The organism is Collinsella sp. 4_8_47FAA (assembly GCF_000763055.1).
Taxonomy (GTDB): domain Bacteria; phylum Actinomycetota; class Coriobacteriia; order Coriobacteriales; family Coriobacteriaceae; genus Collinsella.
In genome coordinates this window covers 329,704-341,170 of record NZ_KN214134.1, presented here as the reverse complement: position 1 = coordinate 341,170, position 11,467 = coordinate 329,704, and the positions used below count along the sequence as shown (strand labels likewise).

Genomic DNA, 11,467 nt, shown 5'->3' with positions numbered 1-11,467 from the left:
GGTTCCTGGCCGCCCGGATATCGGAGGCCCTCGACGAGGCCGGGGCCCTCGAGGCCGAGACGGCGGCGCTGCTCGAGGGCGACGAGACCTACGCGTGTCTGCTCACCGTGCCCGGCATCGGCCCGAGGACCGCGGCGCAGCTCGCGGTGTCGGTCGACATCGGGAGGTTCCCGGACCACGACCACCTGGCCTCGTACTGCGGCATAGCCCCGAGGGTGAGGAGCTCCGGCACGTCGGTGAGGTCGGTCAGGGCGTCCAGGCGCGGCGACGCGAGGCTCAAGTCCCTGCTGATCTTCTCGTGCAACAGCCTGGTGAGGTCCTCGGGGCGCTACGGCGAGTACTACCGGGCCTGCAGGGCGCGGGGCATGGGGCACGGGCGGGCGCTCAAGGCCGTCGCGAGGAAGCGGCTCAGGGCGATATACGCCGTGATGCGCGACCGGGTGCCCTACCGGGAGTAGCCCCGACGGTTGACAAAACTATAGGAACACCCAATGACCATCTTGACAAGCGCGAAAACGTTGCCGGTTGAGCATAAGTCAGTGAAAACGCCCCTAAGCGAGCAAGGTGACGTGAAAGAGGAGGGAAGCGTACTTCGGTACGCGACCGACGATTGAACGTCAGATTGCCGCTTAGGGGCGTTTGCAGCGTCGACAGGTCCGTCGTTCGTCAGAACGGCGGAACAAAACTTCTGATCATGCCGCCGAAGTTGAAAGGCAGATTGCCGCTCTGGCGGGCTTGCAGCGTCGACCGTTCCGCCGTTCGTTAGAACGGCGGAACCAACCCTACATCACCATGACGTAGCGGCTACCCACGTAGTACTGTTTGCCGAGCAAGACCGGCTCATCGTTGGGACCGGTAAAGCCGGCACGCAGATTGAGCAGCGGATCGTGCGGAGCAATGCCCAGCTCGGCCGCCTGCTCGGCGTTAGCTCGAACGGCCTCGACCGTACGGTAGCCAACCGAGACAATCGGGATTCCGCCAACACGCTCGACCTCGGCAAAAATCGACTTGTCCTCAAGATCGGCCGTCAACAGCTCGCGGTAGGCATCAAACGGCACAAAGATGTTCTCCTCAAAGATGGGCTCGCCGTCGGCCGTACGCACGCGCTTGATATGCAGCAGCAGCGCATCCTTCTGCAGGCCAAAGAACTCCATCTCGTTTTGGCGCGCCGGAACGATCTGGCGATCGATCACGTGCGCACCGGCCTTCATGCCGTTGCCGGCACACAGCGCGGTAAACGTCTGCAGCGTCGAGGCGTGAAACTGGCGATTGATGTGCGGCGTGGAGACAAAGGTGCCGCGGCCCTGCTGCTTAACCAGGTAACCATCGGAGCACAGCTCCTCGACAGCGCGGCGCACCGTAATACGGCTCACCTCGTACTGCTCGGCTAGTTCAAGCTCGGACGGAATACGCTCCTTGGGTGCATAAACACCTTTCTCGATCGCATCCTTGATTTCGTCGTAAATCTGCTGGTAAAGCGGTGCATTTTTGGGCGCGGGCATATCTGATCACTCTTATCGAAATAACTAATACGTATATAACGTCTAGTTTCATGTTACCTCATATTGATAAAACGATACACCCTCCCTACCAAAAAGCGACAGCTTCATTTTGGTAGGTTTTATCTGGGCAAACGAGAGCCCCTCGAAAGCAACGGGGCTTTCGAGGGGCTCGTTCGGATGGGTTGCGCATGACCGGCAAAATGCCAATACCCTACTTGCCGTCGTCCTGCTGTAGGCTGTCCTGCTCGCTGAGGCGCGCCTGCCTGCTGGCCATGCGCGCGGGCTTGTCGGGATCGGGTACGGCCGTGGGCATGGGCTCGTCGACATGACCGCCCCACCAGCCGCCCACAAAGTTGAGCGTGTGGAACACGTTGATCACGGCGCCGGGATCAACGTCGCACACCAGCTTGATAATGTCCTGGCTCTCGTAGGTCGAAACAACGGTGTTCAGCAGGTACATCTTTTCGCGGCTGTATCCGCCGACGACCTCGGCGCAGCTAATGCCGTGCTGAAAATGGTTTACGTAGGCAGTCATGACCTCGTCTGCCTTGCGCGTCGTAATCTGCAGCGTCACGCGGTCGTAGCGACGATAGAAACTGTCGATGGTCTTGGTCGAAATAAACTGGAACACGATGGAGTACGCCGCGTTGTCCCAGCCAAACATAAAGCCAAAGATCGCCAGGATAAAGCAATTGAAACCAAAGATAACGCCCCAGATGGTCTTGCCCGTGTGGTTGGAGACCCACAGCGCGATAAAGTCGGTGCCACCGGTAGATGCGCCGGACTTTAGCGCGATGGCAGCGCCCAGACCCGAGACCACGCCGCCAAAAATGATGAGCATAATCTTGTCGCCCAAAAATGGAGCGAAGTGAAAGACGTTGAGGAACAGCGACGAGAGCACGACCTGCATCATCGAGAAGATGACGAAGCGCTTGCTAATGCCGCTCCAGCATAGGAGCGCCACGGGAATGTTGAGCGCAAGCATGCCGAGCGAGATGTCGATGTGAACGCCGCCCAGCGAGGTAACGCGATCGAGCAGGACCGCAACGCCGGTGAGGCCGCTCGGAAGCAAGTCGGCGGGCTGAATGAACGCCTGGATCAGGAATGTCTGGAGAACGGCGGAAATCGTGACCGCCACGGCAGTAATAGCGCGGCGGACGATGGTGAGGCGGCCGAGTACGAGCACTCGGTCCGTGAGCTGATCGATGGCGTTCGCCACGCAGGCTCCTTTCGAAGGCAGATGTAGTTGTGGGGTATGTCCGCGATTGTAGCATGGAGCGTGCGGGGGCGCTTCAATTCACCCTCTCTCGACAACCAAAGCGGGACCAGCAACCCCACGACCAAAGGCCCAAATTACAAGTGAGTAGACTTTACGCGACCTGCAGAGCACACCCAAAACCGCCACCCCTGTGACCTGCGGTTTTACTAGAGCAGATGCGCTTTGTGCTCGTCCTGCACCAAAAAGTCTACTCACTTAGTCCGAATCGAAGCCAAACGGATCAAAATCGAAACCAAATTGAGCCAGTCCACCGCAAAAAACGTTTGAACCCGTGCTTCTCGCGGCGGATTGACACTACAAAGCGGCCAAAATGTCGGTCAGATTATCAATAACGGCATCGGCTCGCGATTGATCGAGGTTGACGCCCTCGTGCGGGCGCAGTGCCAGGACGCGGGCGCCGGAACGTTTGCCAGCCTCGATGCCCAAAGGCGAGTCCTCGATAACCAGGCACTCGGTAGGCTCCACACCCAGCGCCTCCATGGCACGCAGGTAGATCTCGGGGTCGGGCTTAAACGCACTGCACTCGTGACCGCTGATGGTGTAGTCCAGCACGTCGGCGATACCGGCAATCCCCACCAGCTCGTCAATGAGCTCGCGATAGGACGAGCTTGCGATGGCGCACTTCACGCCGCGCTCGTGCAGCTTGCGCATCACCGGCTCCGTCTGCTCGTTGAGCAGCTCGGCATACGGAACGGGATGGTCTGGGCTGTAGACCTGCTTGTACTCCACGCGCAGGCGCTCGCGCAGCTCAACATCGTCAGGTACCAGCGACTTCCAAATGGCGGGCTCGTTAGACCCCGAAAGATCGGGGATCTCGTCAAAGTGAAAGCCCTTCTCTTCCATAAACGCCACGCGACGACGGTTGTAGAACCACTCGGTATCGACCAGCACGCCGTCCATGTCAAACAGCACTGCCTTGATCATACGTATCTCCTTTCGATAGCAAAAAAGGGGATGGGGCGCAAACCCCATCCCCTCTCAATCAACCCGTAAGGTCTACTTACTTGTGATTAGTAGGAAAGCTTCCACATGTAGCGACGCATGGTCAGCGGGTGCTGACGGGCCTCGGCGATCTGGTTGCCGTACTCGCGCATAACGGCGAGGTGCAGCAGCGGGTTGAAGTAGGTGACGACGCTCGCGGGCACAGCGTCAGCCAGGCCGTAGTCCTTGGAGTCGATCAGAGCGACCTTGGCGCCCATGCGCTTAAGGAAGGTGAGGGCGCGGGCGTCCATCGGACGGGTAGCGCCATCGGACATGAAGAAGACGTAGGGCTTACCCTCGGTGGAAACCTCGAACGGGCCGTGGAAGTACTCACCGGTGTTGTAGGCAGCGGCGTCGATCCACTGCATCTCGGTGAACAGGAAGGCGGCGTGAGAATAAGCCATCTTCTCGGAGGCACCGGAAGCCATGAAGTAGATCATCTTGTCGTCCTTGAAGTCCTCGGCGAACTTCTTGGCGAGCTTCTTGCAGGACTGAGCAGCGTTCTCGCAGAGCTCGAAGACGTTGGTGAGGCCGGTGATCATGTCCTCGTAGTGGTCATAGCCCTCGGTCTGCTGAAGGATCTCGACAGCAAGAGCGATGGCGTAGCCGGGCTTCTCGCACTTGGCAGCGAAGTTGGCGTGGAAGCCGTGAACGATGACGTAGTCAGCGTCGACGGTCAGAGCGGAGCCAGCCTTGTTGGTAAGGGAGACGACCGGGCAGTTGTGCTTCTTGGCGGTCTTGTTGGCCTCGACGGTCTCGGGCGTGGAGCCACCGAGGGAGCAAGTGATCACGAAGGTGTGCTCGTTGACCCAGGAAGGCGTATCGTAGTTGAACTCGTTAGCGGTGAAGATCTGAACGTTCAGCTTGTCCGTGTTGTTGGCCAGGAAGTACTTGGCGGGGTAAAGGTCGGACATGGAGGCACCGCAGCCGACGAAGGCGACGCTGTGGATCTCGTGGTTGGACAGGACGTCAGCGACGATCTGCTTAGGGAGGTTAAGGTCGATCTCGTACATCTGACACATTCCTTTCAATTTTTGCGGCGCCACATTGCCGGGCGCTCGCAGGGTTACCGTGATTTGGACCGAGTCGCCGGTCCGTTGAGGATGTGTCAAAGGAACTGTCCCTTTGACACATTTGGGAATGGAAGCCTGCCTGGGGTATGGGATGCCAGGCAGGCCCCCGGGGGAAAGCGGTTAGACGCTTGGTCGCGACTAGGCCAGGATGCCGGCCGCGGAGAGGGCGATGCCGCCCACGATGGCGATCACGAGAAGCCAACCGGTGTTGACGTTCTTCTTGATGAGCCAGTACATAAGGCCGGTGAGGCCAAGGGAGATCATCTGGGGCATCATGCCGTCCAGGATGTCCTGGATAACGACGGTGCCCTCAGCGAACTGCAGCGGGGTGGTGGCGCCGATCAGCGTAGCGATCATGCCGCCCACGGACATAAGACCCACGATGCCACAGACATACATGAGCTTCTCCATGAGGTCGCCGCCCTGAAGCTTGCTCAGGTACTCGTGGCCGCCCTGATAGCCCATCTTGGCTGCGAACCAAGTGATCAGCACGGAGGGGACGATGGAGATGAGCATGGCCAGGATCGGGCCCATGATGGAGCCCTGCTGAGCCAGCTGAACGCCCAGGCCAAAGGCGATAACGCGGATGGTGCCCTGGAAGAAGGAGTCACCGATGCCGGAAAGCGGACCCATGAGGGAGGTCTTGACCGCGTTGATCGAATCGGGATCGAAGTTCTCGGGATCCTTGGCGTACTCCTCCTCCATGGAGGCGGAGAGGCCCAGGATGAAAGCGCTCGTCTGCGGGGTGCAGTTGTAGAACGCCATGTGACGGTGGTAAGCCTCTTTCTTAGCAGCGAGCTGCTTGGGGTCGGACTCATCCGGATAGAGGCGATCGAGCGTGGGAACCATGCCGTAGAGGAAGCCCATGTTCATCTGACGCTCGTAGTTCCAAGAGGCCTGGATGGCCCAGGAGCGCCAGAAGAACTGGCTGACCTTCTTGTTCAGGGACACGTCCTTGGTTGCGGTTGCCATAGTGTGTTCCTCCTTAGTCTTCGTCGTCTTCGAGCGGATCGTAGTCGGAATCGACACCGGCGGCTGCATGGGAACCGTTGAACTTGAAGCCCATGAAGACGACAGCCAGGCACACACCGATCAGAGCGACCGCGATGACGGACAGGTTGAGGTAAGCGGCGAGCAGGAAACCGATGAACAGGAACGGAGTCATACCCTTCTTGATCATCATGGTGAGCAGCAGGGCCAAGCCGTAGGCAGTCATGATCTTGGTCGAAACGTTAAGACCAGTGGACAGCCACTCGGGAACCATGTTGACGATGGCCTGAACCAGGTCGGTGCCAACAAAGACGGCGAGGAAGATCGGCAGGAAGTACATGACGGCGTACAGACCGGAGCCGGCGCAGATGTGCATACGGTAGGCGGTCTTGAAGTTACCGTTATCGATCGCGCTATCTGCCACATGGGTGAGGGCGGCGATGATGGAACGGAACACGATGCCGAGGAGCTGACCCAGGACGGCGACCGGGATGGCGATCGTCATGGCGGTCTCGGCGGAAGCATCGGTCAGGCACGCAAAGGCAGCGGCCACGATGCCGCCCAGGACCATATCGGGCGGAACGGCGGCGCCGACCTGCACCAGGCCCATGGACACGAGCTCGACGGCGGCACCGACGGCAAGGCCGGTGGGCACATCGCCCAGCAGCAGACCGACGAGCGTAGCGCCAACGAGGGGCTGCTCGAAGTTAAGACGACCGAGCAGGCGGGAGTCCCACATGCAGAACACGCCGACGAGGCCGACGAGCACCGCACTGATGAACGTATTCATACCCTTCTCCTTTCAGTCAGGCAAAAGCCTGGTTGATTACAGCTTGGCGTCGATGTCGACGCTCTGATACGTAGGGGTCTGCTGGACATAGAGCTTGATGCCCATGTCGAGCAGCTGGTTGACGTCGGCCTTCTGGGTGGCGTCGAGGAAGACGGAGCTGTCCTTGCCGCCGACCTGATCGGCACCGTCGTGGTTGGCGGTGGCGCCCAAGTTGATGGCGTCGAGCTTGTAGCCCTGGCAGAACTGCAGCATCTCGGCCGTGTTGCCAAAGACGAACATGACGCGCTCGCCGAGGGTGTTGAGCTTGTCCATCTTGGCGAGGGCACGCTCGACGGTGAAGACGTTCAGGCGCACGCCCTGGGGCTTGGCCAGCTTAAGAGCGCCCTTCTTGATGTCATCGTTGGCGGCAGCGTTGTCGACGACGATGATGCGCTCGGCCTGAACCTTGGTGGTCCAGGTAAAGACGACCTGGCCGTGCAGCAGACGGTAGTCAAGACGTGCGAGGACGATCTTGGCGGGACCGGAGCTGTGACGGGACGCCTTGGCCTTCTTGGCGGGAGCCGCGGCGGGCTGGGCCGGTGCGTTGGGGTTGGTCAGACCGTTGCGGGCCTCGTTGATGAGGGCCGCGAGCTCGGCGCCCTCGACGGGGACGGGGCTCATAGCGAGCGTGAGCGCCAGCGGGATGTTGAAACCGCTGACAACCGTGAACTTCGTGCCGTTCTTGGAAAGCTCGACCATGCTGTTGTTGACCGAGCTGCCGAGCATATCGGTCAGCACATAGACGGTGTCGTCCGCGTTGAACGTGGCGATCATGGCGTCCACCTTATTGGTGATGGGCTCCTTGTCGTCACGAGCAAGCGACACGACGTGGACGTTCGACACGTCGCCGAGAACCATCTCGAGCGTGTCTTTGGCGCCTGCGGCCAGGCCGCCATGAGATGCGAGAATGATCTGATTCATCTTGCCTCTTCCTTTTCGTTATGGTCATTATAACGTCTTATACGTTGCGGATATTGCTAATTAGTATAAAGACCGTTCGCGGATGAAAATCGACCGTTGACGGGTTTAACGTACTTGAAACGTTGGGGCTGGGTTGGCCGGCGCTGACTGGATAACCCCAGATCAGACGCCTCGCCAATCCCCTATCGCACAAAGTACCAGGGGCTTTCCTGCACGGTGGGCTCCAGCGCGATGCCGGTGCGCTCGCGGAACAGATCCATGTCCTGCGATTTCTCCGTCCACCACGCGTTGGGCTTAAAGGTCATGCTCTCAACGATATGGCCGACAAAGGCACTGTTGCGCAGCTTGGAGAAATCGGTGTTCATGATCAGGATGGACGCGAGCACCAGCACGATGCCCAGGACCTTGATCGCGCCGGCGGGCTCGGCATAGACACCAATGCCCACCAGTACGGTGACGACCGTCTCGAAAGACATTACGACGGGAACTTTCGACGTCTCGAGCCCCATGGACAGACCCTGCATATATAAGATGTAGGCCACGGCTGTGGGGATGAGTCCAAAGCCAAGGAACAACAGCAGCAGCTGTGGCGACATTGCCGCGGCGACATCCGGCCACGGAGCCGCGATAGCTGCCATAACCGCACCGCCAAAAACAAAGCCCCAAAACGTGACAGCCAGCGGGTGGACCGTCTTGGTTGCTATCCGGCTAAACACCGCAAGCGACGCACCGCAAAAGCCTGCAATCACGCCCGACGTGACGCCCCAAACCGAAAAATGAAAACCGGAAAGGTCGCCATTGGTCACCGCAAGCACGCAGCCAACGATGTTAAAGACAATGGCAACGAGCTTGTTGGGGGTCACGTCCTCGCGATAAAGCACGCGGCCGAGCATGACGCCAAACACCGGCGAGGTGTAGAGCAGCACCGAGGCCGTGGACATGCCCACCTCGCCCATGCACTCGTAATAGCAGGTGTTGGCGACGGCCAAGCCGACGATACCGACAAGTGCGCAGGGGACGAGCTCTTTGGGGCTTGCCTTGAATAGCGCCAGGGGACCCTGAGCCACGGTAGACCCCTCACCCGGACGGCAGCCCATAAACATCAGGACCGGCGCCAAGACAAGCGCTCCGACCAACAAGCGAAAGGCAGCCATGCTCTGGGACGAAACGCCCATGGCCGAGATGCCGTTTACAAAGATTCCGATGCTGCCCCACATAAGCGCGGCGACCAGCACCAGCACATAGCCCAGATTGCTTTTCTTCAACGCAGCCTCCTCGGTATTGTTTCCAATATGTTTCACACTACGTTATAGTCGTTATATACATTTTTCAAGACACAAATCGGCAGACGGGAAAATGAGTCCCAGGAGTGTCCCCAAGTGCCGGCGCAAAAGGGACGTCCCCAAGTGCCAACCACGGCAACGCCGACGTTTTGGCAATGTCAGCGAGCGCCCGTTATTTGAGCCAAGGTGCCGTGAAATGAAAAGGCGCTGACCTTCTGGTCGCGCCTTTGAAATTGAACGGCAGATTGGCCAAATGCCGGGTGCGCAGCGTCGGCCGGTCCGCCGTTCGGTAGAACGGCGGAACCAATATCCCCTAGTAGTCCAGCTTCCACATGTAGCGGCGCGTCATGTAGTCCTTGTGGGTGACGGCAGAGAGTGCACGCATGTAGACGTTGTTGAGGATCGGGGCAAAGATCAGGTGGTTGAAGTACTCGCTCACGCTGTCCTTGATGTCGTTGAGGCCGAGCTCCTTGGCGTCGAGCTGATAGACGCGCTCGCCACCGTACTGGTTGACAAAGCGGATGCCGCGCTCGTCGTTGCAGCGGCTGCGGCCGACGCTGATGAGCTGGAACAGCGAGGTGCGCTTGTCCAGGATCTCGAAGGGGCCGTGGAAGAAGTCACAGGTGTTGATGGTGCAAGAGTCGATCTGCAGCATCTCCTGCACGTTGCAGATGCTAAAGACGTAGGCGGCACCAAAGAGCGGACCCTGGGCCATGACGTTGATGCAGGGCTTGTCGGCGTTCTGCTCGGCCCACTTGGCAGCGAGCGGACGGGTATACTCGACGGCCTTGCGATAGATGGGGTCGACCAAGTCGAACGCGGCCATGGCGGTCTCGTACTCGGCATAGCCCTCGGTCTGCTGCGTGAGCTCCATGGCGATCATGGTCACGACGGCGGAGTTGGTGCGGCCCATGCAGGACTCGTCGACGGCCAGGCTGTCGTACTGGATCTTGTAGTCGCAGACCTCGGTGAGGCCGGACTCGTCAACATAGATGGCGATGGTGCTGGCGCCGTGGTCCTTGGCGACCTGGGCGGCGACGATGGTCTCCTTGGTGCCGCGCATGGACACGACGACGGCCAGGGTGTTCTCGTTGACGTAGGCCGGGGTTGCGTGCACGAATTCGTTGCTGGTGTAGCTGGAGCTCACGACCTGCGTGGCCTCGTGCTCCATAAAGTATTGAGCAGGGTAGTTGCCGCCATTGGATCCGCCGGCGCCAATCCACACGACGCGCTTGATACCGCCCTTGTCTGCCTTGTCAGCCAAAACCTGGGAGACGACATCCTTAACCTGTTCCTGAGTAGTCATCGTGCATCAGCCTTTCTTCTCGTTTGATGCTCTCGATGGCATACAAGTTACATACATGTTTTGGTTATGTCGACTAGTTGTATGCTATATTTGTCTTAGAAATTTTGTTGGTAAGGTTTTCGGCAATCCATTACCAGCGGTTTTGTTGTCATGTTGGATACATGCTTTGTTCGGTAAGTATACAAGTTAGATACAGGTTGATCGCATGAACGCTTCGTCTAAAAAGAAACTGGCCCAATACGAGCGCTTGGCGGGCATGCTGCGCGACCGCATCGCCGCCGGCACCTACGCACGCGGAGACAAGCTGCCGTCCGAGATGGAGCTCATGGACGAATCGGGGCTGTCACGCAGCACCGTGCGCCACGCCCTTAAGGTGCTCGTTGATGAGGGCCTGGTGCGCACCGAGCGCGGGCGTGGCGCCTTTGTGGCCGACACGCCCGCGCTCCACGAGAACAACCTGGTGTTTTCGAGCTATACCAAGCAGGTCGAAGGCCAGGGCATGAAGCCCACCACGCGCACCGTGGACTCGGGCTTTGCCAAGGCGGCCGGCAGCATAGCTAAGTTCTTTGACGCCGCCGTGGGCAGCAAGCTCGTCAAACTTGTCCGCCTGCGCTACCTGGACGACGCGCCGCTGTGCCTGGAGACCACCTATCTACCACCGAGCTTTGAGGCACTCATCGATCGCGATATCAACGGTTCGCTCTACGCCACGCTGCGACAGGAGTTCCATCGCGCACCGGCACAGGGGCATAAGACCTTTGAGGTGTGCTACGCCTCGCAGAACGAGGCGTTTTTGCTCAACGTTGAGCGCGGGCAGGCGCTGATCCTAATCACCGACTACGTCTACGACACCGACGGCCGCCCGCTCCATGTCTCCAAGCGCATCCAGCGCACCGACCGTGCCAAATACACCGAGCCCATCGGCTAACCTGCCAAAACCACCACAAAGGGGACAGTGAACTGCCTCCCATTTCTTGGACATCGGGAAATGGGAGGTTTTCCATGAGTATAGACCTCAGGGTGAAGCACGACCTGGAGTCCAGGAGGCGGGCCGTCGAGCTCTTCGACGCCGGCGTCGGCTGCAAGCCGGCGGCCGAGGCCCTGTCCGTCCCCCGCGAGACCGTGAGAGAATGGCAGTGGGTATACCGGGCGTTCGGAAGCGAGGCGCTGCTGTCCATGGGCGGGAAACAATCCAGGTACACATTCGAGCAGAGGGTCGCCGCGGCGTCGGCCGTGGTCGACGGCGGGATGGCGAAGGCCGACGCTATGGCCGAGTTCGGGATCAGGTCGAAGTCCCCGCTGG

Annotated in this window: 11 protein-coding genes and 1 pseudogene; 3 read left to right on the top strand and 9 right to left on the bottom strand. The window is 59.5% G+C overall.

Annotated features, from left to right (window positions below; translation table 11 throughout):
• Positions 1 to 458 (top strand): transposase (locus HMPREF9463_RS01625; RefSeq protein WP_198019889.1); only part of this gene is annotated, 458 nt, incomplete at its 5' end.
• A gap of 324 nt (positions 459 to 782) precedes the next feature.
• Here the strand turns inward: HMPREF9463_RS01625 and HMPREF9463_RS01620 are convergent.
• The 9 genes from HMPREF9463_RS01620 to HMPREF9463_RS01580 form a co-directional block, all read right to left on the bottom strand.
• Positions 783 to 1,502 (bottom strand): GntR family transcriptional regulator, encoded by a 720-nt coding sequence (locus tag HMPREF9463_RS01620; protein WP_035136785.1) that lies wholly within the window; start codon positions 1,500 to 1,502, stop codon positions 783 to 785.
• A gap of 211 nt (positions 1,503 to 1,713) precedes the next feature.
• Positions 1,714 to 2,721: a YitT family protein gene (locus HMPREF9463_RS01615; protein ID WP_035136783.1), complete on the bottom strand. Its 1,008-nt coding sequence runs from the start codon at positions 2,719 to 2,721 to the stop codon at positions 1,714 to 1,716.
• Positions 2,722 to 3,075: 354 nt separating this feature from the next.
• Positions 3,076 to 3,705: an HAD family hydrolase gene (locus tag HMPREF9463_RS01610; RefSeq protein WP_035136782.1), complete on the bottom strand. Its 630-nt coding sequence runs from the start codon at positions 3,703 to 3,705 to the stop codon at positions 3,076 to 3,078.
• An 86-nt stretch (positions 3,706 to 3,791) separates the two neighbouring features.
• Positions 3,792 to 4,775, bottom strand: a complete 984-nt coding sequence (locus HMPREF9463_RS01605; RefSeq protein WP_035136781.1) for an SIS domain-containing protein — start codon at positions 4,773 to 4,775, stop codon at positions 3,792 to 3,794.
• A 198-nt stretch (positions 4,776 to 4,973) separates the two neighbouring features.
• Positions 4,974 to 5,807, bottom strand: a complete 834-nt coding sequence (locus tag HMPREF9463_RS01600) for a PTS system mannose/fructose/sorbose family transporter subunit IID (RefSeq protein ID WP_035136780.1) — start codon at positions 5,805 to 5,807, stop codon at positions 4,974 to 4,976.
• Between the two features lie 13 nt (positions 5,808 to 5,820).
• The gene (locus tag HMPREF9463_RS01595) at positions 5,821 to 6,615 is read right to left on the bottom strand and encodes a PTS mannose/fructose/sorbose/N-acetylgalactosamine transporter subunit IIC (protein ID WP_035136779.1); all 795 of its coding nucleotides are present in this window, start codon (positions 6,613 to 6,615) and stop codon (positions 5,821 to 5,823) included.
• Positions 6,616 to 6,651: 36 nt separating this feature from the next.
• Positions 6,652 to 7,575 carry a PTS mannose/fructose/sorbose transporter subunit IIAB gene (locus HMPREF9463_RS10330; protein ID WP_052043996.1) on the bottom strand — a complete coding sequence of 308 codons (924 nt, stop codon included), beginning with the start codon at positions 7,573 to 7,575 and terminating at the stop codon, positions 6,652 to 6,654.
• Positions 7,576 to 7,757: 182 nt separating this feature from the next.
• Positions 7,758 to 8,840, bottom strand: coding sequence for a DMT family transporter (locus tag HMPREF9463_RS01585; RefSeq protein ID WP_035136778.1), 1,083 nt, complete (start codon positions 8,838 to 8,840; stop codon positions 7,758 to 7,760).
• A gap of 331 nt (positions 8,841 to 9,171) precedes the next feature.
• A complete protein-coding gene (locus HMPREF9463_RS01580; RefSeq protein WP_006235139.1) occupies positions 9,172 to 10,164 on the bottom strand; it encodes an SIS domain-containing protein in 993 nt (330 codons plus the stop codon).
• Positions 10,165 to 10,369: 205 nt separating this feature from the next.
• Between HMPREF9463_RS01580 and HMPREF9463_RS01575 the strand changes: the two genes are divergently transcribed.
• Both HMPREF9463_RS01575 and HMPREF9463_RS11030 read left to right on the top strand, forming a co-directional pair.
• Positions 10,370 to 11,092 (top strand): GntR family transcriptional regulator, encoded by a 723-nt coding sequence (locus tag HMPREF9463_RS01575; protein WP_035136777.1) that lies wholly within the window; start codon positions 10,370 to 10,372, stop codon positions 11,090 to 11,092.
• Between the two features lie 74 nt (positions 11,093 to 11,166).
• Positions 11,167 to 11,467 (top strand): annotated as a pseudogene (locus tag HMPREF9463_RS11030) (helix-turn-helix domain-containing protein); the annotation flags it as partial.